Consider the following 23,011-nt stretch of genomic DNA (forward strand, 5'->3'; position numbering starts at 1 on the left):
GGCTGGGCATCGGCTTACAGCGGCCGGTTCTCGTCGCGATCGACCGCGCGGCGCTGCGGCGCGAGCAGCAGCAGCTTGGCGACCGGCCAGAGCAGCGTCGCGACGAGGCTGGCCGCGAAGTAGGCAAAGCCCGGGAAGTTCGCGCCCGCCGCGAGCCGCACCACCAGCATCACGAGCTGGCCGATCAGCAGCAGCGGCAGCACATGGATCATCTGGCCGAACTGGTTGAACCATTGCACGCGCCGGTGCAGCGCGATCGCGCCATACGACAGCAGCGTGTACGACAGCGCATGCTGGCCGAGCAGCGCGCCGTCATGCACATCCATCACCAGACCGAGCGCGAAGGCCGCGCCCAGCCCGAGCTTGCGCGGCTGGTGCACATGCCAGAACACGAGGCCGAGCGCGACCCAGTCCGGCACAGGCAGCCGGCTGCCCCAGGGCAGCAGGTCGAGCAGCAGCAGCCCGAGCAGCGAGGCGTAGATGAAGATGCGCGAGGCCGGACGAAGAATGATGTCCCGGCGCGGGACGTCGCCGACGGCGTTCATGGGCGGGCTCCGGCGGGGGCGGGAGAGACTGCGGCGGGGGCCGGGGACGCGGGCCGGGGCGCGGCGCGGGCGGCATCCTTGCCACCGGCGCTCCTGACCTCGGGCACGCCCTTGCCCGGCGCCATCGCCGCCTCCTTCGCCGCCTCCTTCGCCGCCTCCCTGGGCGCCTCGGCCGGCTTGCCGGCATCGGCTGGCGCGGACTTGGCGCTCGGCGGCAGCACGGCGGCGGCATTGGGATCGCTGCCCTCGGGCAGCTGGGCCTCGACGCGCAGCACCAGCAGCATGCTCGCGCCGCGGATGCGCGCGATCGGGTCGGCGATGATGCGCGCGAAGGTCGGGTCGGCCGTGCGATCGACCGTGCGCACCTTGGCCACCGGCAGGCCGGCCGGATACACGCCGTCCAGTCCCGAGGTCACGAGCTGATCGCCCTCCTGCACATCGGCATTGGCCGCGAGAAAGCGCAGTTCGATCGTGCCCGGCTCCTCGCCGCCCTGGGCCAGGGTGCGCAGCCCGGTGCGGCGCAGCTGCACCGGCGTGGTCTGGTCGCGGTCGGTCGCCAGCGCGATCTCGGAGGTGAACGGGAAGGTGCGCACCACCTGCCCGACGAGCCCCGATTCATCGATGACCGGCTCGGCCACCTTCACGCCGGCCTGGCTGCCTCGGTCGATCACGACGCGCGGCGCGAACGGGTCACGCGTGTCGTACAGCGCCTCGACCATCAGCGTGGCGATGCCGGCGCGCGCGCGCGCATCCACCAGCGCGCGCAGGCGGGTGTTCTCGGCACTCAGTTCTTCCATCTGGAGCAGCTGGGTCGCGTCGGCCAGGCGTTGCAGGCGCAGTTGCTCGTTCTGGCTGCGCAGCGTGGCCACCTCCTCGAAATGGCCGATGACGGTACGGGCCACCTCGGTCGGCCAGAGCGCGCCGCGCTGGAGCGGATAGAGCGTCGTGCCCACCGCCACGCGCAGCGCCTCGAGCGTGTGCATGCGCGCGTCGACCACGATCAGCGTGATCGACAGACCGGCGAAGAAGATGAGCCGCGCCAGCGCCGACGGGCCCTGGCGGAAGAACGGCGGCGGTTGCAGATCCATGCCGTCGAGTCCGGCCTTGCGGCCGCCTTGCGCGGGTTACTCGGAGGTGAAGATGGAGCCGAGCTTGTCCATGCGCTCGAGCGCCATGCCGCTGCCGCGCGCCACGCAGGTGAGCGGGTCTTCGGCGGCGGACACCGGCAGGCCGGTTTCTTCCATGAGCAGGCGGTCGAGGTCGCGCAGCAGCGCGCCGCCGCCGGTGAGCATCATTCCACGCTCGGCGATGTCGGCGCCGAGTTCGGGCGGCGTCGCTTCGAGCGCGCTCTTGACGGCCGAGACGATGCTGTTGAGCGGATCGGTCAGCGCTTCGAGGATCTCGTTGGAGCTGATCGTGAAGCTGCGCGGAATGCCTTCGGACAGGTTGCGGCCCTTGACTTCCATCTCCTTCACTTCGGAGCCGGGGAAGGCGGAGCCGATTTCCTTCTTGATGGCCTCGGCGGTCGGCTCGCCGATCAACATGCCGTAGTTGCGGCGGATGTAGTTGATGATGGCCTCGTCGAACTTGTCGCCGCCGACGCGCACGCTGCCCTTGTAGACCATGCCGCCGAGCGAGATCACGCCCACCTCGGTCGTGCCGCCGCCGATGTCCACCACCATCGAGCCGCTGGCCTCGCTGACGGGCAGGCCGGCGCCGATCGCCGCCGCCATCGGCTCCTCGATCAGGTACACCTGGCTCGCGCCGGCGCCGAGCGCCGATTCGCGGATCGCGCGGCGTTCGACCTGGGTCGAGCCGCAGGGCACGCAGATGATGATTCGCGGGTTGGGCGCGAAGATGCTGCCCGGGTGAACCATCTTGATGAACTGCTTGAGCATCTGCTCGGTGACGGTGAAGTCGGCGATGACGCCGTCCTTCATCGGGCGGATCGCCTCGATGTTGCCGGGCACCTTGCCGAGCATCTGCTTGGCTTCCTTGCCGACCGCGCAGATCGTCTTCTTGCCGTTGGGGCCGCCTTCCTGGCGGATCGCCACCACTGACGGCTCGTCGAGCACGATGCCCTTGCCGCGAACATAGATGAGCGTGTTGACCGTGCCGAGGTCGATGGCGAGGTCGTTCGAGAAGTACTTGGAGAGAAAACCGAGCATGTGGTCCTGCCGTGGAGGGAGGGCGCCGAGGCTTGAGAAGGGCACCGGCACGCGCGACGGAAGGGGTTGGACACCATCGACGCCCGCGTGCGATCGAAGGACAGGCGAGCCGCGCGCAAGAGATGCAGCACCGGGCGCCCGCCGTCCGCGGAAGCGCGCAATGGTACCCTAACCCCTGGTTTTTCCCGTGTCCGCGCGCCGGTTTCAGACGGGTGCGCGGCCGGCCGCCGGACCGCGCACGGCCCGCGCTTCCGCCCGTCATCTGCTGTCATCCGCCCGCAACCGCAGGCATCGGGCAAGCGCTTGCAAGCGCGGCCTCCGCCCCGACCTGCCCCGGCGGGCAGCAGCTTCCGGCCGCCGCCTCCTCACCAGACAACCGCAGCCAAGCCCATGTCGCTCACGCTTTCCGATGTCGAACGTATCGCGCACCTGGCGCGAATCCAGATCACCCCGGCCGATGCCGAACGCATGCTCGGCGAGCTCAACGGCATCTTCGGCCTGATCGAGCAGATGCAGGCGATCGACACGACCGGCATCGAGCCGATGGCCCATCCGCTCGGCGGTGCCCAGCGCCTGCGCGCCGACGAGCACCAGACCCTCATCCCGCGTGACGACACCATGAAGAACGCGCCCGCCCGCCAGGACGGCCTCTTCCTCGTCCCCAAGGTCATCGAATGAGCGCCGCCATGTCCGATCTCGCCCGCAAGACCGTCGCCGAGCTGTCCGCGCTGCTCGCCAAAAAAGAGGTTTCCGCCGTCGAACTCGCGCGGCTCTACCTCGACCGCATCGACGCCAACCGCGATCTCAACGTCTTCCTCGACGTGCGCCCCGAAGTCACGCTGAAGCAGGCCGCCGCCGCCGACGCGCTGATCGCCGCCGGCAACGCCGGCCCGCTCGCCGGCATCCCGATCGCGCACAAGGACATCTTCGTGACGCGCGATTTCGCGTCCACCGCCGCCAGCAAGATGCTTGAGGGCTACATGAGCCCCTTCGACGCCACGGTGGTCGAGCAACTCGCCGCCGCCGGCATGGTCACGCTCGGCAAGATCAACTGCGACGAGTTCGCGATGGGGTCGAGCAACGAGAACTCGGCCTACGGGCCCACGCTCAACCCCTGGGACAAGAAGGCCGTGCCGGGCGGCAGCTCGGGCGGCTCGTCGGCCTGCGTCGCGGCGCGGCTCGCGCCCGTCGCGAGCGCGACCGATACCGGCGGCTCGATCCGCGAGCCGGCGTCCTTCGCGGGCGTCACGGGCGTCAAGCCGACCTATGGCCGCCCGTCGCGCTGGGGGATGATCGCCTTCGCGTCGAGCCTCGACACCGCCGGCCTCATGACCGCCACCGCCGAGGACGCCGCGCTCGTCTTCAACGCGATGCTCGGCCACGACCCGAAGGACTCCACCAGCCTCGACCGCCCGCGCGAGGACTACACCCGCGCGCTCGCCAATCCGGTCAAGGGTCTGCGCATCGGCGTGCCGAAGGAGTTCTTCGGCGAAGGCCTGTCGCCCGACGTGGAAGCGCGCGTGCGCGAGGCGCTCAAGCAGTACGAGGCGCTTGGCGCCGAACTCGTCGAGATCTCGCTGCCGGTGTCGGCGCTCGGCATCCCCGTGTACTACGTGGTGTCGTCGGCCGAGGCGTCGAGCAATCTCAGCCGCTTCGACGGCGTGCGCTACGGCCATCGCTCGGCCAAGGCCGGCGACCTGCTGGAGATGTACAAGGCCAGCCGCTCGGAAGGCTTCGGCGCCGAGCCCAAGCGCCGGATCATGATCGGCACCTATGTGCTCAGCCACGGCTACTACGACGCCTACTACATCAAGGCCCAGCAGGTGCGCCGCCTGATCGCCGACGAGTTCCAGCGCGCCTTCACGCAGTGCGACCTCATCGCCGGCCCGGTCGCGCCCACCGTGGCCTTCGACATCGGCGCCAAGTCGTCCGACCCGGTCGCGATGTACAAGTCCGACCTCTACACGGTGCCCGGCAGCCTCGCCGGCGTGCCGAGCATGAGCCTGCCGGTCGGCTTCGGCGACGGCGGACGGCCGGTCGGCCTCCAGCTCATCGCCAACCATCTCGACGAGGCCCGCATGCTCGGCGCGGCCCACCAGTTCCAGCTTGCGACCGACTGGCATGCGCGCGTGCCGGCCGGCTTCTGACGAAAGGACGCCGCCATGCAATGGGAAGTCGTCATCGGTTTCGAGACCCACACCCAGCTCTCGACCGACAGCAAGATCTTTTCGCCGGCCAGCACGGCCTTCGGCGCCGAGCCCAACACCCAGGCGAGCGTCATCGACCTCGCCCTGCCCGGCGTGCTGCCGGTGCTCAACCGCGGCGCGGTCGAGCGGGCGATCCGCTTCGGCCTCGCGATCGGGGCAAAGATTGCTCCGCGCAGCATCTTCGCGCGCAAGAACTACTTCTACCCGGACCTGCCCAAGGGCTACCAGATCAGCCAGTACGAGATCCCGGTGGTCCAGGGCGGCACGATGAGCTTCGTCGTCACGCCGAAGAACGGCGAGCCTTACACCAAGACCATCAACCTCACGCGCGCGCATCTGGAAGAAGACGCCGGCAAGTCGCTGCACGAGGACTACCAGGGCATGTCGGGCATCGACCTGAACCGCGCCGGCACGCCGCTGCTGGAGATCGTGACCGAGCCCGAGCTGCGCTCGTCGGCCGAGGCGGTGGCGTACGCGAAGGCGCTGCATTCGCTCGTGACCTGGCTCGGCATCTGCGACGGCAACATGCAGGAAGGCTCGTTCCGCTGCGACGCCAACGTCTCGGTGCGCCCGCTCGGCCAGAAGGAATTCGGCACCCGCTGCGAGATCAAGAACCTCAACAGCTTCCGCTTCCTCCAGGCCGCGATCGACTACGAGGTGCGCCGGCAGATCGAGCTGATCGAGGACGGCGGCCGCGTGGTGCAGGAAACCCGCCTCTACGACCCCGACCGCGACGAGACACGCTCGATGCGCAGCAAGGAAGACGCGATGGACTATCGCTACTTCCCCGATCCCGACCTGCTGCCGCTCGAGATCACGCCCGACTGGATCGAGCAGATCAAGGCGACGCTGCCCGAGCTGCCCGGCGCGATGCGCGAGCGCTTCGTGCGCGACTTCGGCCTGCCCGAGTACGACGCCCAGACGCTCACCGCGAGCGCCTCGCTCGCCGCCTATTACGAAGCCGCCGCGCGCGCCGCGCTGGCCGATGCCGCCGGTAAGGCCGAGGCGCCCGCCGCCTACAAGGCCACGTCCAACTGGGTCATGGGTGAGGTGTCGGCCGCGCTCAACGAGCACGGCATCGACGTGGCCGCCGCGCCCGTCTCGGCTGCCCAGCTCGGCCGGCTGGTCGCGCGCGTGCTCGACGGCACCATCAACCAGAAGACGGCCAAGGAAGTGTTCGCCGCGATCTGGTCGGGCGACGACCGCGATGCCGCCGCCGCCGACACCATCATCGACGCGCGCGGCCTCAAGCAGATCAGCGACACGGGCGCGATCGAGAAGCTCATCGACGAGGTGCTCGCCGCCAACCAGAAGTCGGTGGACGAGTTCCGCGCCGGCAAGGAGAAGGCGTTCAACGCGCTGGTCGGCCAGGCGATGAAGGCCACCAAGGGCAAGGCCAATCCGGCGCAGGTCAACGAGATCCTCAAGCGCAAGCTCGCGGGCTGACGCGGCCCGGCAGGGACGCCGACCGGGCCGGTCGGGCGATGCGCGGCTCGCCCGGACCCTGCCACCGGCCACCGTCTGGCGGATGGCAGGCCCCGGTGTCCGGGGCCATCTGCCAAAGCAAAGAGGGCGGACGCAGACAAAGCGTCCGCCCTCTTTTTTCTTGAAAGCATGCGGCAAACCACGCGCGCTGCCGCAGTGCGTCAAAGTTCTCGTTCCGCGACTTTCAGGCGGTGGAGGCCGGTCGCGGATACCGGGCGGGCCTTGATAATCCGGCGCTCGTTGCCCGCGCCTGTCACACAACGTCATCGCGCGAGGCCCGATCGATGCCCCGACGACCGTCGTCAGCGCGAAACCGACGCCCCGATGTTCTCCACTCCGCCGCGTCCCCCTCGATCCGCCCGCTCCGCCCTCGCCGCCCCGCGCGACGTCGTCCGGTCACCGTCCCATCCCCGGCCGACGGAGCAATCGCGAACTTCCCGATCACCGTCCCGTCCTCGCACCGGCAGGTCCGACGGGCGCGTGTCCGCCGCCCCTTCCTCGCCAATGACCTCGCTCCCGCTCCGCAAGCCCCTGTCCGCCCTCGTCCATCTCGCGCTTGGCGCCGGCCTCGCCGTCACGCTCGCCGCCTGTGGCGACGACGACAAGAAGGGCGGCGACACGCAGTCCGTCGCCAAGGTCGGCTCGACCGAGCTGACGGTGCACCAGATCAATTTCGCGCTCCAGCAGCGCGGCAACATCCCGGCCGACCAGATCGAACGCGCGAGCCGCGACACGCTCGAACGCCTGATCGACCAGGAACTCGCGGCCCAGGCCGCGCAGAAGGACGGCCTCGACCGCGACCAGCAGGTGATCCAGGCGATCGACGCCGCGCGCCGCGACATCCTCGCGCGCGCCTATGCGCAGAAGGTCGAACGCGAGGCCCAAGGCCAGGCGGCCCCGACCGCCGACGCAGTGCAGAAGTTCTACGACGACAACCCGCTGCTTTTCTCCGACCGCCACTACTACTCGGTGGAACAGGTCGTTCTCGACGGCAAGGATGCCGCCCGCCACGCCGACGAGCTGCTCGCCACCAGACGCACGCCCCAGGCCTTCGCCGACGCGCTCATCGCCGAGGGCGGCCATCCGGTGGTGCAGAAGGCGTCCTACCCTGCCGAGGCACTGCCGCTCGAACAGCTGCGCCACATGTCCGAACTGGTGGGCGGCAAGCCCGTGGTCCAGCCGCGCCCGGGCGGCGCGGCGGTGCTGTTCGTGCTCGGCAGCACGCCGGCGCCGGTGTCGCTTGATCAGGCCAGGCCCTCGATCGAGCGCTACCTGGTCGGCGAACGCAGCCGGCGCGCGCTTGCCGACGGCGCCAAGGCGCTGCGCGCGGCGACGCCCGTCACCTATCTCGGCAAGTTCGCCGCGCCGGCAGCGGTGCCGGCGGCCGAGACGCCGGCCGCGGACGGCGGCATGGCGGGAGCACCAGCGGCCGCCGCGGCGCCGACCGGCGCGAGCCCGGCCGGCACCACCGACGACGGCAGCCCGTCGGCGAGCAATCCGGCCTTCCGCAAGGGCCTCGACGGCCTGAAGTAAGCAGCACGACAACTCCTCCTCCCGCACCGCGCGCCCATGTCGCTCCCCCAGCTGCTCGTCATCCTCCGCGTCCATCGCAAGCTGACCCTCCGGATTCTCTTCATCACCGTGCTGCTCGCCATCGTCGGCACCAAGCTCGTCGCCAAGCAGTACACGGCCACGGGCGCGGTGCTGGTCGACATCAAGTCGCCCGATCCGGTGGCCGGCGTGGTGCTGCCGAGCGCGCTCGCGCCCGGCTACATGTCGACCGAGGTCGATCTGATGAGCAGCGAGCGCGTCGCGCGGCGCGCCATCACCCTGCTCGGCCTGGAAAACGACGCCGAAATGCGCGCCAAGTGGGAAGCCGACACCAAGGGCGTGGGCGACTACATGAGCTGGCTCACCGATCTGCTCCAGCTCAAGCTCGACATCAAGCCCTCGCGCGATTCGGGCGTGGTGTCGTACAGCTATGTGTCGGGCAGCCCCGAGTTCGCGTCGATGCTGGTCAACGCCTTCATGCAGGCCTACATCGACACCACGGCCGAGCTGCGCGTCGAGCGCGCGCGCACCAGCAACAACTTCTTCGACGAGCGCGCCAAGCAGCTGCGCGACAACCTCGAACAGGCTCAGAGCCGCCTGGCCGAGTACCAGCGCAATGCCCGCCTCATCACCACCGACGAACAGCTGGATGTCGAGAACGCCCGCCTGGCCGCCCTCACCAACCAGCTGGTCCAGCTCCAGACCGCCGGCGCCCAGGTCAGCAGCCGCCTGCGCCAGGCCGGCAATGCCGATGTCATGAGCGAGGCGATGAGCAACCCGGTGGTGAGTGCCCTCACGACCGCGATCAGCCAGGGCGAGGCCGACGCGCGCCAGCTCGCCGAGCGGCTCGGCCCCGAGCATCCCGCGCTGCGCGAGGCACGCGCCAAGCTGACCCAGCTGCGCGAGCAGCGCGACCTCGAAGTCAGACGCGTGATCGGCGCGCTCAATGTCGACGGCTCGTCGAGCGATGACCGCATCGTCACGCTGCAACGGCTCATCGACGAGCAGCGCAACCGCCTGCTCGAACTCAAGAGCCGTCGCGACGAGGCCGCCGTGCTCAAGCGCGATGTCGAGAGCGCCCAGCGCGCCTATGACGCGGTGCTCGCGCGCGTGGGCGAGACCAGCCTCGCGAGCCAGAACACCATGACCAACGTCACCATCGTCAAGTACGCGAGCACGCCGCCCGTGCCCTCGGGCCCCAAGCTCGGCCGCAACCTCGGACTCGGCATCTTCGTCGGCCTGATGTTCGGCGTGATGGCCTCGATCGCGCGCGAGCTGCTCGACCGCCGCATCCACACGCCCGAGGACATCGCCGTGCTGCTGCGCCAGCCGGTGCTCGGCGTGATCCCGCCGCCGCTGGCGCCGCCCACGCGCCTGCGCCGCATCGTCGGCCGACTCCCCCTGCGCCGCTTCGCCGCGCCGCGCAACCTTCTTGTCCGCAGCCGCGCCTGACCGCCATGGATTTCTTCACCACCGTCGCCGAAACGCCCGCTCCCACCGATCTGCCCGAGGAAGTGCGCGGCGCCCCCATCGGCGAGATCCTGCGCCGCATCCGGCCGCTGTCCGACGAGCAGATCCAGCAGATCCTCCAGCACCAGCGCGACCACGGCACCCGCTTCGGCGAAGCCGCCGTCGCGCTCGACCTCGCCACCGGCGACGAGGTGCTATGGGCGCTGTCGCAGCAGTTCCACTACCCCTATCTGCCCAAGGCGCGCTGGGCCGCCGGCTCCGAACTCGTCACCGCGAGCGACCCGTTCAGCGACGTGGCCGAATCCTTCCGCGACCTGCGCAGCCGCCTGATGATGAACGCCACGCCCGACGACGCGCGCCGCGCGATCGCGGTCGTGAGCCACGATCCGGGCGACGGCAAGACCTTCTTCGCGGCCAACCTCGCCATCGCCTACAGCCAGCTCGGCGCGCGCACCCTGCTCATCGACGCCGACATGCGCCACCCGCGCCTGCACAGCGTGTTCGATCTCGGCGACCACAGCATCGGCCTGAGCAACGCGCTGCTCACCGGCCGGCTCGACACCGACGCCGTGCATCAGGCCGAGGAGCTGCCCAGCCTGTTCGTGCTGCCCGTGGGCACCGAACCGCCCAACCCGCTCGAACTCGTGCAGCGCCCGGCCTTCGGCCTGCTGCTGAGCAAGCTGCTCGCACGCTTCGACCATGTGATCGTCGACACGCCGGCCGCGAGCTACGGCGCCGACGCGCGCGTCATCGCCGCCAAGTGCGGCGCCGCGCTCGCCATCGCCCGCAAGGGCCACACGCGCGTGCCCCAGCTCCAGTCCTTCCTCGCGCTGCTCGGCAAGTCGCCGGCGCGCATGCTCGGCGTGGTGATGAACGAGCACTGAGCCGCCCCGGTTCGCTGCAAAGGCTTGCAGGCCGCACGCGCCGGTCCGGACTCCTGCCTCGCCTCGCATTGCCTTGCGATGCAAGCGCTTTCAGATCCTTGCCGCGCCGGCCTTCGACCTCGCATCACACCGCGCGCCGCCCGGCCGGCGCGAGCCAGTGCCGTTCGTGCAGCGTCGCCGGCTCGGTCGGGCGCACCGCGTCCAGATACAGCCTGAACAGGGCGCGGTTGAGCTTCTGCGCCGTGTACGACGCGAGATAGAAGCGGCGCGCGTTCTCGCCCATGCCAGCCAGACTCGCGCGGTTGCAGGCGCGCAGCACCTTCACCAGCGAATCGACGCTGTTCGGCTCGACCACCCGGCCGTTCCAGCCGTCGATGACCAGATCGCCCAGCCCGCCCACGCGCGTCGCGATGACGGGCCGGCTGGCGCGCATCGCCTCGATCGCGATCAGGCCGAAGCCTTCCCAGCGCGACGGCATCACGATTGCATCGGCGGCGGCGATCTCGCGCTGCACCTCGTCGCGCGGCGCCCAGCCGCGCACCGCCACGTTGGGCGGCACGTCGGCCAGCGTCTCGTCGGCCAGCACCGTGCCGCCGAGCAGCACGCCATGGCATTCATGCTGCATGCGGCGCATCGCCTCCAGGAAGATGTCCACGCCCTTCTGACGGTCGAAGCGCCCCGCGAACAGCCAGGTGCACTTGCCGTCGCGGCGCGTCGTCGCGCCCTGGGCCGCCTGGTCGGCGATGCCGTTCTCCACCAGCTTGAGGCGGGTCGGCTCGATGCCCGCGCGCAGCCCGCTGCGATAGTCGTGGCGCGAGATGCAGACGATCACCCGCGCCGACGGCGCGAGCAGCCGCTCGATCGCCGCGATCACCGCGTTCTTCAGCCGCGACGATTCGCGGTCGAAGGCCCAGCCATGCGAGCAGTACACGACCGGCGCTCGCGGCGCGAGCCCGGGGATGCGCGTGGCGATGCCGGCGAAGCTGCCGTGCGCATGCACCACGTTCGGCCCGAACTCCGCCTCGACCGCCGGCAGCATCCGGCGGATGCGCAGCACCCGGCGCGGCCGGCCGCAGTCATCGTCGAAGGTCCAGACGCGCACGCCGCGCGCCGCCGGCAGCTCGCCGAGCTGGCTGCGCGGCAGCAGCAGCCCGACATTGCCGGCGCCGAACTGGGCCGCCTGGTAGGGAATGATCTCGTCGAGATAGGACGCGATGCCGCCCTTGATCGTCTCGGCAACGTGCAGAACCTTCGGCCACATGAAAGCCACCTCCCGTGAAGTTGAAGCGCCCGCGTCAAGCGGAGCGGGAGAACGGAAACCAGTATTCCGTGATCATCTTCACGTTGATGGTCGATACCTGACCGCGATTACATCGGGAAACGGCGAGCGACGATCTCGCCAAACCGCTCGCCGACCGCGGCCCAGGTGTAGCGCGAGGCATGGGCGCGACCGGCGGCGGCCATCTCGGCGCGCAGCGCGGCGCTGTCGAGCAGGCGCGCGAGCTGGGCCGCGAGCGTGGCCGGATCGGCCGGGTCGCAGTACAGCGCGGCGCTGCCGCAGACCTCGGGCAGCGACGAGGCGTCGGACACGATCACCGGGCAGCCGCAGCACATCGCCTCCAGCGGCGGCAGGCCGAAGCCCTCGTAGAACGACGGGAACACGAAGCACAGCGCCTGCTCGTAGAACCAGCGCAGCTGGGCGTCGGTCACGTAGCCGGTGCGGATCACGCCGCGTTCGTCGGCGGCCGGCTCGCCGCCCGCGAACACGCGCTTGTTGGCGCCGCCCACGGCCACCAGCGGCACGTCGTCGCGGCCGAGCAGCGCCATCGCCTTCGCCACCGCGCCGAAGTTCTTGTTGGGCGACTGGCTGCCCACCGCGAGCACGAAGGGCCGCCCGCCGCCCAGGCCGAGCTGCTCGCCGAGGCTGCCATCGGCCGGCTCGCGCAGGATGTGCTCGCCGCTTTCGGGGATGACCTCGATCTCGCGCGCCGGCCGACCGAGAAAGCGGATCAGCTCGCCGGCCGAGAAGGCCGAGACGGTCAGGATCGCCTCGCTGTGCTGCACCAGCGAGCCGAGCAGGAAGCGGTACCAGGTGCGGAAGGCGCGGCTGAAATTGCCCGGGTTGGCGAAGGTGGCCGCGTCATGGATGACGACCAGCTGCCGCCGCCGCCACAGCGGCCCGGTATTGCACAGGTTCACGAGCACATCGTCGCTCGCGGCCTCGCGCAGCGCGGTCTGCTCCCACCATTGCCCGCCGCGCGAACCGACGCGGAACACGCGCTCGCGCAACGCCGGCGGCAGCACGCGCAGCCGGCCCGGCGGCACCGCGACGCGGGCCGGCGCAAGACCGGCGGGCGCGGCGCGCCCCGTCGCCGGGGCGGCCGCGCCCGGACTGCCGGCGGCCGGCGGACCGGCGTACGCGGTCATGAGTTCGAGCGCGAAACGATCGACGCCCGTGGCGGGGCGCGTTAGGAAACGACCATTGAAGAGCATGTCGGCGACCTTGGAGGAAGGGGTTCACCGGCTGCCGTGGCGCGCCTCGGGTGTCTGCCCTCGCCCCTGCGGTTGCGAGTTGTAAACCGGCGCGTTTCGCAAGCGGCATCCGTACACTTTGCGTGACTTTTCGCACTGTATCGACGCAAGCCGCGCTCAGACGGCGGATACAAATCAGGCCCGACCGGTACGACGACGTTGCCGGCAAGCCATGGCCCCAAGAGCGACGCATGCCCCATCCTTCCTCCAGGCACCGCCGCCATCCGCGCATAAGCCGGATCGCGTCTGCATCTTCAATGGCGGTCCGCCGATGACGGGCCTCGCGCGCCTGTCGGGCGGGCTCAAGCGTTCGGGCGCCACCAAGGTGGCGATGGTGATGGGCGGCAACATCGGCCTCGTCATCACCCAGGCGATCCAGTTCCTCTTTCTCGCGCGGCTTCTGGGCGCGTCCGACTACGGCTACGTGGCGGCGATCAACGCGCTCATCACGATCGCCGCGCCGCTGTCCGACCTCGGCTTCGGCAACCTCGTGCTGATGCGCTGCGCGCGCCGGCGCGAGGTGGCGGCGCTCGAACTCGGCAACGCGGTGGTGATGACGCTCATCGTCGGCAGCACGCTCACGCTGCTGCTCGTGGCCGTGTCGGAGGTGGTGTACGGCGGCGCGGTGGACTGGCGCCTCGCGGCGCTGCTCGGCGTGGCCGAACTGCTCGGCACGCGGCTCGTGACGGTGTGCGGCAACCTGCACACGGCCTTCGAGGAATTCGGCTTCGCGACGCTGCGGCTGGTGCTCACGGGCGTGGCGCGCATCGCGGCCATCGTGGCGCTGGCGCTGTGGCCGGCGGGCGGGCCGGTGCTGTGGGCGGCGGGCTTCGCGGGGCTCAACCTGCTGCTCGCGGCCTATTCGTACTGGTGCGCGCACCGGCTCGCGGGCGGCATGCGCGTGTCCTTCGCCGAGATCGGCGCGAGCCTGCGCGAGGCCTGGCATTTCGCTTCCGGCGCGCTGGCGCGCGCGGCCTATTCCGATACCGACAAGGTCATGCTCGGGCGCTACGCGGCGTCGGCGGAGCTGGGCGCGTACACGTCCGCCTATCGCATCGTCGTGATGGCCTTCGTGCCGGTGCGCTCGCTGCTGCAGGTGACGGTGGTGCGCTTCTTCCGCGTCGGCCAGCAGGGCATGAGGGCGACGCTCGGCATCACGCGCCAGCTGCTGGCCTTCACCGTGCCTTATGCGATCTGCGCCTCGGCCGCGACCTGGCTGCTCGCGCCCTTCATTCCGCAGCTCCTCGGACCGAGCTTCGCGGCGGCAGTGCCGATGTGCCGCGCGCTGGCGCTGCTGCCGGTGATCCAGTCGGTGCAGTTCGTGTTTGCCGATGCGCTGTCGGGCGCGGGCCATCAGGCGGTGCGCTCGCGCCTGCAAGGGCTCGTGGGCCTGACCTATGCGCTGCTCGGCTTCGCGCTGATCCCGCGCCTGGGCTGGGTCGGCGCGGCCTGGACCTGCCTCGTCGGCGAGGGGCTGCTCGCCCTGCTGATGGCGGTGGCGGCGCTGCGCATCGCGCGGCGCGCGCCGGCGCCCGTGCCGGCCGAGGCGCCGGCCACGCCCGACGCCATGCCCGACGCCATGCCCGAGACCGCGCGCGCGGTCGCGCCCGCCGCCGCCCGCACGCCCGGCGCGCCACCGGCGCTGCCGCCGACACCCGCGCCGGCCGACCGGCACTGACCCTTCGCGGAGGCCGCCGATGATCAGCTTCACCCCCTTCTTCCCCGCCTTCGTCGTGCTGCTGCTGATGTCGCTGCGCGGCATGCGCGGCTGGCTCGCGGCGGTGGCGCTGGCGGCCTTCTTCCAGGGCGCCACGCCCTTCGTGCTCGGCGGCGCGGCGCGCGACGCGGGGCTGGCGCCGGCCTATCTGCTGCTGCCGATCGGCGTCTGGCACTACCTGCGCTGGCGCATGCCGCTCGCGGGCCGCGCGCGCGACCTGCCGCTCACGCCGGCGCACTGGGCGCTGATCGCCTTCACCGCCGTGGGCGTCGCGGGCGCGGTGCTGCTGCCGCGCCTGTTCGCCGGCGAAGTGCTGGTGCTGCCGAGCCGCGCCCAGCGCTTTCTGCGCATGGAACCGGTCATGCCCCAGGGCACCAACCTGTTCCAGGGCTTCTATCTCGTCATGAACTACGCGCTGTTCGCGCTGGTGGCGCGTTTCGTGTCGAGCGGCCGCGCCGACGAGGCGGGCCTGCGCAAATGGGTCGTGCGCGGCGCGGTGCTGAGCGCGCTCGTCGGCCTCTACCAATGGGGCGGCTCCTTCGTGGGCGCCTACTGGCCAAGCGAGTTCTTCAACTCCAACACCGGCGTGATCCAGCTCGGCGAGCAGCAGGCGATGGGCTTCCGGCGCATCTCGTCCACCTTCATCGAGCCGTCGGTGCTCGGCTACCACTTCGCGGGCTGCCTCGGGCTGATGCTGTTCTCGGCGCGTCATGCGCGCGCGGGGCTGCTGCTGCTGGCGGTGCTGCTGCTGTCGCTCGCGTCGTCGGGCTACGTGATCGTGGCCGGGCTGACGGCGGCGTGGCTCGTGATCGGCCAAGCACCGGCCGAGCGCAAGCGCAGCATCTTCATCGCGCTGCTGCTGCTCGGACTGGCGGGGCTGGCGGCCGACTTCGTGTTCGCCGACGGCCGGCTGTTCCAGAGCCTCATCCTCGACAAGGGCGCGTCCGAATCCGGCCAGGTGCGCGCGACGTGGAACCTCATGGCCTGGGAGAGCTTCGCGCAGAGCTGGGGCCTGGGCGCGGGCGTGGGCAGCGCGCGCGGATCGAGCTTCGTCGCGACGCTCGCGGCGACGATGGGCCTGCCCGGACTGGCGCTGTTCGCGCTGTTCCTGTGGCGCGCGATCCGCGCCGGACTGGCCGAGCGCGAGGCGACGGGCCAGGGCTACGGCTTCGCGCTGATCGCGTTCTCGCTCGGCTGGTGCCTGGCCATGCCCGACCTGTCGCTGCCGCTGGTGTGGATCTGCGCCGGCGCGGCGGCCGGTCTGCAACTCGACGCGGCACGGCGCGCGGGCGAGGCGGCGGGCGAGGCGCCCCTGTCCGCCGCCGGCGTGCCGGCGGGACCGCCTGCCCGGCCGGGCATGGCCGCCGGCAGACCGGGCTGGCACGACGGCCGGGCCGCTCCCGCGGCCTCGGCCGCCGCCCGCCCGGCACAGGCCCGCACCGCCTGGCAGGCGCCGCCGGCCGAACCCGCCACCCCGCGCGGAGCGCCGACATGAGCGGCCCGCGCGACGCCCGCATCGACATCGCGCGCGGCCTCGGCATCGCGCTCGTCGTGCTCGGTCACAACCCGGTCTTCCGAGAGCAGTTTCCCGACGCCTACCGTGCGGTCTATCTCTTTCATGTGCCGCTGTTCTTCTTCCTGAGCGGCTGGGTGCTGCGCCCGGCCGCGCCGGCCGACTTCCTGCGCCGCGCCGCGCCGCGCCTGCTGCTGCCCTTCGTGGCGGTGTCGCTCGCGGCCGGCGCGCTCTACGTGGCGACGCGCGGCTGGCGGGTGGTGGATGTGCTCGCGGGCCTGGTCTGGGCCACCGGCAACACCCTGCCCTGGGATCCGCTGTGGTTCCTGCCCGCGCTCTTTCTCGCGCTGCTGGCAGCGAGCGGCTTGCGCCTCGACACGCTGTCGCACCGACAGGCGGCGCTCGCGGGCGCGGCGCTGCTGCTGCTGGCCTGGCTCGTGTTCGCGGGCGGACGCTTTCGCGCGCCCCCCTTCGTGAATCTGTCCGGCCAGCCGGTCGGCCTGCCCTGGAGCGCCGACCTGCTGCCGCTCATGCTGCTGTTCGTCGGGCTGGGCCAGCGCGCCCGGCTCGCCGGGCTGCTCGACCGCGTGTCGCCGGGGCTCGTACTGCTCGTCGCCCTGCCCTGGTTCGGCCTGGCGCTCGGCCTCGGCGCGCGCACCGATCTCAACTTCCGCCTCGCCGCGCCCTTCCCGCTTGCGCTGGCCGGCGCGCTCGCGGGCATCGGCCTCACGCTCGCGCTCGCAAGCTGGATGACGCGCGCGGCCCGAGTCATGCAAGCGTTTGCAACGCTCGGCGAGCATTCGCTGATCGTGCTGATCTTCCACGCCGGCATCCAGGCCGCCGTGGTGCGCCGCTTCGGCGACGTGGACGGCGCGCCGCTCGCGGCGGCGGCCGCCCTCGTGCTCGGCACGGCGGCCGGGCTGCTGCTGCCTGTGCTGTTCGGCCGCTGGGTCGTGCGGCGCTCGGCGCGCGCGAGCCTGCTGCTCGGCGAGGCCGGCCCGGCGCCGCGCGGCGGCCTGCTCGACCGGGCGCGCGGCGCCTGAAGCGCCCGCCGCCGCCTGCTCAGGCGCGCCAAGGCCCCGGACCCGCCACCGGCTCAGGCCCGCGCCATCGCCGCCGACGCCGCGAGCCGCTCGAAGATCGCCAGATGTGCCGCCACCACCGCCTCGCCCGAGCGCCCCGCCGAGGCCGCGCGCGCCGCCGCCGAGAAGCGGGCGTAGTCGGCATCCGGCAGCCACGCCGCCGCGAGCAGCGCCGCCGCCAGGCTGCCCGGCGTCCCGACATCGAAGCGCCAGCCGGTGCGGCCCGCCTCGATGCCCTCGGCCATGCCGCCCAGCCCCGAGCCGATCACCGGTACGCCGAAGGACATGGCCTCGCCCACCACGCGGCCGGCCGGCTCGGCCCAGAGCGAGGGCACGACCGCGATGTCGACGCCCGGCATGAAGTCCTCCGGCCGCACCCGGCCGACGAAGTCCACCGGCAGCCCGGCTGCGCGCGCGCGCAGTTCGGCCAGATGGTCGGCCGAGCCTTCGCCTGCGATGGCCAGCGTCATCGGCGGCGCGCCGGGCTCATGGCACGCGCGCCGGAACTCGTCGATGAGCAGCCCCACGCCCTTCACCGGCACGACGCGGCCCAGGTAGCCGAAACGGCAGACGGCCGGCTTGCCGACGCGCGGCGCGACCCGCTCGGGCCAGGGAATGGGCGGCGGCAGCACGCTCGATTCGATGCCCGTGAAATAACCGTCGCGTCTGTGCACGTCGATCACGTACTGGCTCACGCCCGCCACATGCGAAACCGAACGCGCCGCGATTCGCCTCGGCCAGGCATAGGCGGCGCAATCGCGGCATTGCTTCTCGCAGGTATTGCCGTCACCGCGCTGCCGGGTGGTGCGCGGGCAGGTCAGGTAATAGTCGCGCAGCGTCATGAGCACCGGAATGCGCAAGGCAGCCAGCGCCGGCAATACCGCCGCCGAAAAGCCAGAAAGATTGTTCACATTCGCCACATCCGGCTCGAATGCCGCCACCGCGTCGGCCACCTGATGCGCCGCCGCCGGATTGGACGAATCGATCGCATGCCACAACGCCTTCGGCAGCAGCGACTCGCTGCCGAATGCGGGATGCCGTTTTCCATTGAACACCGCAAGCCGCCGCAATTCGACCCCGGCAATCATCTCGTGTGAATCTTCCTGGCCCAGACAGACCACCTGCACGGCATGGCCGCGTTTCACCAGCCCCTCGGCCAGATGCCGGATCGAGACTTCCGCGCCGCCGGTTTCCTTCGGAAAGTAAAAGGAATTGATGATCGAGATTCGCATGCATTCCCCCAGCAAGCCGGCCTGCACGAGCAGTCCGATGGCAATACGGGAATTGTCGTGAACTCGAATGCCGCCCGATGAAAGTTGCAATTTTCGGCGCCACCGGAAAGGCGGCCCGCCATTCGCGCCCCGACGCCGGCGGCCAGCCTCCTCATTCGGTCAAGGCACGTCATTGAAAGAGCCGCCGGGAAATCCCTCGCAGCTGTAACAACCGCCTGCCGGCGATCGCCAGCATCTAGCATGCAAGCGCTTCCAAAGCATCACGTGACGGGATTTTTTCGCGTCCAATCAGTCACTTGCCGCATCACCTACCGACCCAGCAGCGACCATGAGGGCCAAAGTGCCGACCGGCAATCTGCAAACCAACAGCCTGCCGATGGAAATGGCCCTGGCCGCCCGACTCGGCCGGTTGCTGAAAAAAGGCTTTTTCGCGCCTTTTCCCGAAAGCCTTGAATTGCGGCTGCGCTTCGCGCGCCAGCATGGCTTTCTGCCCGATCTGCGCAATCCGCGCACGCTGACCGAAAAGATCTTCTGGCTCAAATTGTTCGACCGCACGCCTTTGCGCGCCATCGTGTCGGACCGCGAGCAGGTACGCGGCCATGTACTGCGTCACGCCAGCGGATTGCAATTACCGGCCCAATTGTGGCGCGGCGATCAATTGACGAAGGAAGTCTGGAATTCATTGCCGCGCCGATTCGTGCTCAAGGCCAGCCACGGCAGCCACATGACGGCACTGGTCGACAAGCAGCGCGACGATCACTCGGTGCTCCACAAGCTGTCGCAATTCTGGCTCGGCTACGATTACGCGCGTGAAGCCGGCGAATGGGTCTATGCCGAGATCCCGCATTATCTGATCGCCGAAGAAATGCTTTGCGATCAAGGCAAGCCGCCGGCCGACTGGAAATTCTTCTGCGGCAACGGACGCATCTTCATGATGCAGCTGCATGTCGATCGTTTCGGCGATTACCGCCGCTGTTTCTGCCATCCCGATCTGACGCCCATTTCCGGCGTACGCGGCCTGCTGCCAGGCGGCGGGCCGATCGCGCGGCCGGCCAATTACGCCGCCGTCTGCGACATGGTCGAGAAACTCGCCGCGCCCTTCGATTTCATCCGCGTCGATCTCTATCTGATCGGCGAGCAGGCGTATTTCGGTGAGATGACCTGCTTTCCGGGCGGTGGCTGGGAGCGCATCCGGCCGCGCTCGCTCGATCTCCAGCTCGGCGCCCACGTGAGGCTGGCCGGGCCGGGCGGCTGAAGGCCGGGCCTCGCGGCGCGCCTAGCGCATGCCCTCGGCAAGCACCCCGCCCACGATCTGCCCGCCCGCGCGTTCGAGCTGCTGCTTGAGCTCCTCGAGCCGGCGCAGCTCGCTGCGGTGCTGGCGCATGACGACCAGCGTGGCCGAGGTCGAGCTGGCGATCACCTGGGCGTCGGCAAATTCGCCGGCCGGCGGCGTGTCGAGCACGATCGCGTCATGGCTCAGGGCCAGCTCGTCGAGCAGGCGGCCGAAGGCGCGGCTCGTGAGCAGCTCCTGGGGATTGGGCGGCACCGCGCCGGCCGGCAGTAGCGACAGGTTGGGCAGCGCGCGCACCGGCTGGATCGCGCCCGCGCCCGACTTGCCGAGCAGCAGGCCCGACAGGCCGACGCCGCTGTCCACGTCGAACAGCGAGTGCTGCACCGGCCGGCGCAGGTCGGCATCGATGAGCAGCGTGCGTTCGCCGAGCTGGGAGAAGGCCACCGCGAGATTGGCCGCGATCCAGCTGCGGCCGTCGCCAGCGTCGAGGCTCGTGACCGCGAGGCTGCGCGTGCCCTCGTCGCGGTGCAGCCATTGCATCGCGAGCTGGGTGCGCAGCGCGCGCAGTGCCTCGGCCTGACGGCCGAAGGGTTGCCAGGCCATCACGACCATCGGACTCACGCCCGAATGACCGGGCGTGAGATAGGGATAGCGGTATTGCTCGGCCAGCGCGGCTTCGAGCTGCTCGTGCGTGAGCAGTTGCAGGCCGACCGCGATCTCGCCGAAGCGCATGCCGCTTTCGCGCTGCACCTCCAGCACGCGGTTGACATCGGCGGCGCTCATCGCGCCCGACTCGACCAGGATGCTGCCGAGGCTGCGCGGCGCGGCCGAGCGCGCGCCGCTGCCATTGCCGCTGCCCACGTCGAGCACATCGTCCTTGCCGGCGCGCAGGCCGCGCAGCCTCGGACCCCGGGACGCGGCACCGAGGCCGCGCAGTTCTGCTTCAGGATGGATCACGGACATCGCGTTCCCTTTCCGCCATCAGGGCGAGGTGTTGAACAGCGATCGGCGCGCGCCGCGACCGAGCCTCGGCCGCGTGGGCGTCGGCGCGGCCAGCGCCGGCCCGACCATGACCTGGCCGAGCACCGGCAGGCCGAGGTGCTCGTACACGTCGCGCACGGAATGCACCGGCCGCTGGCGCGACTCGCGGTACAGCGCCCACGCGATGGCGAGCGCCACGCCGAGCGCGAAGGCAATGGCGAGCCACAGCGCCGGGCGCGGGGCCGAGGGTTCGATCGGCACCTCGGCCGGCGCCAGCACCGACACGTTCGTGGCCTGGGCGCTGCCTTCGAGTTCGCTCTGCGATTGCGCGGTGGCCACGGTGTCGAGCGCGCGCTGGGCCGCCTGCACGTCGCGCAGCAGCACCTGCATCTCGTCGCGGCTGGCCATGAGCGCGAGCACGCGGGCCTTCTGCGCATCGAGCGCCGATTGCGCCGCCGCCACGCGCTGGGCATTGGTCTGGTCGGACGAGCCGAGGCCCGAGGCCACGCGGCGAACCTCGCCGTCGAGCTGACGGCGCAGGCTGGCCACTTCGGACTCGGCGCTGCGCACCTCGGGATGCCGCGCGCCGTACCTCTCGCGCAGGTCGTCGAGCAGGCCCTGCTTGCGCGCCAGTTCGAGGCGCAGGTTCTGCACCAGCGGGCTCTGGATCGCCTCGGGCAGCGCGTCGCCGTCGCCGCGCCGGGCGTTGCGCGAGGCCGATTCGGCCTGCTGGGCCTGCACCGCCGTGAGCTGGGCCGAGAGTTCCTGCAGCCGCGCGTTCTCGATGTCCATGCGGTCGTCGGCATTCACGATGCCGTGCTTGCGCTGGTAGGCCGACAGCCGCGCCTGGGCCTCCTCCAGCCGCGTGCGCAGGCCGGCGCTGCGCTCCTCCAGCCAGTCGGAGTAGCGCCGCGCCGGATCGACGCGCAGGTCGAGATTGGTTTCGACATAGGCGCGCGCGAAGCCGTTGGCGATCGCCGCCGACAGCTCGGGCGAGTGCGCCCGGGCGACGATCGACACCACGTTGCTGTCGCGCGAGGGCCGGGCATCGACCGCGTCCTGGAGCTTGTGCGCGATGAAGCTGCGCAGCTCGCCCAGTCCGTCGGCCTCGTCCTGCCAGCGCGCCTTCCAGGCCGGCTGTTCGGCCAGCCGGAGCTGGTCGACCACCCGCAGCGCGACGCGCGTGCTGTTGATGACGTCCATCTGCGTGGCGATGTAGGACGGCACGGTCTGATTGGCCACCACCACGCTGCTGCTGACCACGCTGGGCGACTTCAGCTCGATGAGCACCTGGGCCGTGGCCTTGTAGCGCTCGGGCATGAGCCAGACCACCAGCACGCCCAGCAGGAGCGTCGTGCCGAGCACGGCCGCCATGCCGTGGCGGCGAGCGGCAAATATCGCGAATAGCTGCTGCATCGACATCATGGGTCTGTTTTCTCCCGTGGCCAGGGCGGAGTTGCGCACACGGCGTGTAGGACAAATGGCGCCGAATGCCGGGGATAACGGCGGGCACCGGCGGCATTCGCGTCGGAATTGCCAAACGATTCTAGGGAGCGGGTCCGGGCGGGCACTTGCTGTTACAGGTGCTGCGCTGCGGCAGCGGATTGGCAATTCGCCCCCGCACCCCGCATTGCCGCCGTCACGACGGCAAATCAAGGCCCGGCCAAATGCCGGACGACATCAATCATTTGCCGCGACGCCCCGGTGCACGCGATTGCCGACATTGCACCGACGGCCATGTCGAGACGAATCGGCGACCAGGGCGCGATGCAAATGCACGACGTCCGCGCACCGCTTGCCCCGGAAAAGCGGCCGACCGGCAGCAGCCGATCGGGATTTGCGCAATGCCACCGATCCCGGCGGCGACGAGCGGCCCCGCATCCCGACTGACGAATCCACAAGGCAATTTCCGTGATTTTTCTCACGCAATTTGCCAGCAGAGCTCCTCACGCCCGCGGACCCAAAGCCATTCGAATATGTGATGCCGAGTCCTACATCCGGAATCACCGGCAATTCCGATTACGACTCCTATTTTCCTACACGCCATTTGCAGCGGCTTTTTCGCGCCTCTTCCCTGTAGGACACGCAATTTCCTGACGCACACCTTGTCTTGCGTCAAGCCGGTTACATCTGATTAGAATTGGGCCGATTTCACCCGCCAGTCCATCGCTTCAAGCGAAAAAGCGCCGCCTTATAAACGAGGCGTTTTCAACCCTTTCCTGAAAGCACAGCAGCGCGCAGAACTGAAAAGGCAACTTCGTCGAAAGGCGAAAGACGCAAAGTCACCGGCCTAAAGGGATTCACCCCCATGGCAGCGGAACCGCCAAATCTCGTGTCGTATCTGGACCCTTGC

Annotated in this window: 18 protein-coding genes and 1 riboswitch; of the genes, 10 read left to right on the forward strand and 8 right to left on the reverse strand. The window is 70.3% G+C overall.

The genetic code is table 11. From position 1 onward, the window contains the following. Window positions 1-14: 14 nt before the first annotated feature. Genes mreD through H566_RS0105755 form a run of 3 tightly spaced genes read right to left on the reverse strand, consistent with a single transcriptional unit; the run spans window position 15 to window position 2,713 of the window. Window positions 15-545, reverse strand: a complete 531-nt coding sequence (gene mreD, locus H566_RS0105745; RefSeq protein ID WP_051378105.1) for a rod shape-determining protein MreD — start codon at window positions 543-545, stop codon at window positions 15-17. Further along, complete coding sequence (gene mreC, locus H566_RS0105750) at window positions 542-1,633, reverse strand: rod shape-determining protein MreC (RefSeq protein ID WP_028310694.1); 1,092 nt, start codon at window positions 1,631-1,633, stop codon at window positions 542-544. Before mreC ends, mreD begins: the two co-directional genes overlap by 4 nt. Window positions 1,634-1,669: 36 nt before the next feature. Beyond that, entirely contained in the window at window positions 1,670-2,713 is a 1,044-nt protein-coding gene (locus H566_RS0105755) for a rod shape-determining protein (RefSeq protein WP_028310695.1), read from the reverse strand. A gap of 390 nt (window positions 2,714-3,103) precedes the next feature. Here H566_RS0105755 and gatC point away from each other — a divergent pair, with 390 nt between their 5' ends. The 6 genes from gatC to H566_RS0105785 all read left to right on the forward strand — a co-directional run bounded on the left by gatC (window position 3,104) and on the right by H566_RS0105785 (window position 10,310). Next, window positions 3,104-3,391: an Asp-tRNA(Asn)/Glu-tRNA(Gln) amidotransferase subunit GatC gene (gene gatC, locus H566_RS0105760; RefSeq protein WP_028310696.1), complete on the forward strand. Its 288-nt coding sequence runs from the start codon at window positions 3,104-3,106 to the stop codon at window positions 3,389-3,391. Window positions 3,392-3,399: 8 nt separating this feature from the next. Continuing rightward, window positions 3,400-4,860 (forward strand): Asp-tRNA(Asn)/Glu-tRNA(Gln) amidotransferase subunit GatA, encoded by a 1,461-nt coding sequence (gatA, locus tag H566_RS0105765; protein ID WP_028310697.1) that lies wholly within the window; start codon window positions 3,400-3,402, stop codon window positions 4,858-4,860. Between the two features lie 15 nt (window positions 4,861-4,875). Beyond that, on the forward strand, window positions 4,876-6,366 hold the full coding sequence (gene gatB / locus H566_RS0105770; RefSeq protein WP_028310698.1) for an Asp-tRNA(Asn)/Glu-tRNA(Gln) amidotransferase subunit GatB: 1,491 nt from the start codon (window positions 4,876-4,878) through the stop codon (window positions 6,364-6,366). A 543-nt stretch (window positions 6,367-6,909) separates the two neighbouring features. Beyond that, window positions 6,910-7,938: an EpsD family peptidyl-prolyl cis-trans isomerase gene (locus H566_RS0105775; protein ID WP_028310699.1), complete on the forward strand. Its 1,029-nt coding sequence runs from the start codon at window positions 6,910-6,912 to the stop codon at window positions 7,936-7,938. A 36-nt stretch (window positions 7,939-7,974) separates the two neighbouring features. Further along, window positions 7,975-9,408: a chain length determinant protein EpsF gene (epsF, locus tag H566_RS23180; RefSeq protein ID WP_051378107.1), complete on the forward strand. Its 1,434-nt coding sequence runs from the start codon at window positions 7,975-7,977 to the stop codon at window positions 9,406-9,408. 5 nt (window positions 9,409-9,413) lie between these two features. After that, window positions 9,414-10,310 carry a polysaccharide biosynthesis tyrosine autokinase gene (locus tag H566_RS0105785; protein WP_028310700.1) on the forward strand — a complete coding sequence of 299 codons (897 nt, stop codon included), beginning with the start codon at window positions 9,414-9,416 and terminating at the stop codon, window positions 10,308-10,310. Window positions 10,311-10,434: 124 nt separating this feature from the next. Here the strand turns inward: H566_RS0105785 and H566_RS23185 are convergent, their stop codons facing one another. Both H566_RS23185 and H566_RS23190 read right to left on the reverse strand, forming a co-directional pair. Further along, window positions 10,435-11,571 carry a glycosyltransferase gene (locus H566_RS23185; RefSeq protein WP_051378108.1) on the reverse strand — a complete coding sequence of 379 codons (1,137 nt, stop codon included), beginning with the start codon at window positions 11,569-11,571 and terminating at the stop codon, window positions 10,435-10,437. A 107-nt stretch (window positions 11,572-11,678) separates the two neighbouring features. Beyond that, window positions 11,679-12,803: a glycosyltransferase family 4 protein gene (locus H566_RS23190; RefSeq protein WP_034410547.1), complete on the reverse strand. Its 1,125-nt coding sequence runs from the start codon at window positions 12,801-12,803 to the stop codon at window positions 11,679-11,681. Between the two features lie 310 nt (window positions 12,804-13,113). Here H566_RS23190 and H566_RS0105800 point away from each other — a divergent pair, with 310 nt between their 5' ends. The 3 genes from H566_RS0105800 to H566_RS29375 are packed head-to-tail and all read left to right on the forward strand — an operon-like array spanning window position 13,114 to window position 17,115. Continuing rightward, the gene (locus tag H566_RS0105800) at window positions 13,114-14,520 is read left to right on the forward strand and encodes an oligosaccharide flippase family protein (RefSeq protein WP_028310701.1); all 1,407 of its coding nucleotides are present in this window, start codon (window positions 13,114-13,116) and stop codon (window positions 14,518-14,520) included. 19 nt (window positions 14,521-14,539) lie between these two features. Next, a complete protein-coding gene (locus H566_RS29370) occupies window positions 14,540-16,054 on the forward strand; it encodes a hypothetical protein (protein ID WP_028310702.1) in 1,515 nt (504 codons plus the stop codon). Then, on the forward strand, window positions 16,051-17,115 hold the full coding sequence (locus H566_RS29375) for an acyltransferase family protein (protein ID WP_028310703.1): 1,065 nt from the start codon (window positions 16,051-16,053) through the stop codon (window positions 17,113-17,115). The genes H566_RS29370 and H566_RS29375 overlap by 4 nt, the downstream gene beginning before the upstream one ends. A 53-nt stretch (window positions 17,116-17,168) precedes the next feature. Here H566_RS29375 and H566_RS0105815 read toward each other — a convergent pair whose 3' ends face one another. Then, window positions 17,169-18,386, reverse strand: a complete 1,218-nt coding sequence (locus H566_RS0105815) for a glycosyltransferase family 4 protein (protein ID WP_028310704.1) — start codon at window positions 18,384-18,386, stop codon at window positions 17,169-17,171. Between the two features lie 328 nt (window positions 18,387-18,714). Between H566_RS0105815 and H566_RS0105820 the strand changes: the two genes are divergently transcribed. After that, window positions 18,715-19,641: an ATP-grasp fold amidoligase family protein gene (locus tag H566_RS0105820; protein ID WP_028310705.1), complete on the forward strand. Its 927-nt coding sequence runs from the start codon at window positions 18,715-18,717 to the stop codon at window positions 19,639-19,641. A 21-nt stretch (window positions 19,642-19,662) separates the two neighbouring features. On the opposite strand, the gene H566_RS0105825 is transcribed toward H566_RS0105820, so the two are convergent. Both H566_RS0105825 and epsF (H566_RS23195) read right to left on the reverse strand, forming a co-directional pair. Then, window positions 19,663-20,634, reverse strand: coding sequence for a polysaccharide biosynthesis tyrosine autokinase (locus H566_RS0105825; RefSeq protein ID WP_211238035.1), 972 nt, complete (start codon window positions 20,632-20,634; stop codon window positions 19,663-19,665). Window positions 20,635-20,658: 24 nt separating this feature from the next. Next, the gene (gene epsF, locus H566_RS23195; RefSeq protein ID WP_169732489.1) at window positions 20,659-22,074 is read right to left on the reverse strand and encodes a chain length determinant protein EpsF; all 1,416 of its coding nucleotides are present in this window, start codon (window positions 22,072-22,074) and stop codon (window positions 20,659-20,661) included. Window positions 22,075-22,898: 824 nt separating this feature from the next. Next, window positions 22,899-22,986, forward strand: a riboswitch (cyclic di-GMP riboswitch). Window positions 22,987-23,011: the final 25 nt, after the last annotated feature.

This window comes from Derxia gummosa DSM 723, assembly GCF_000482785.1.
Taxonomy (GTDB): domain Bacteria; phylum Pseudomonadota; class Gammaproteobacteria; order Burkholderiales; family Burkholderiaceae_E; genus Derxia; species Derxia gummosa.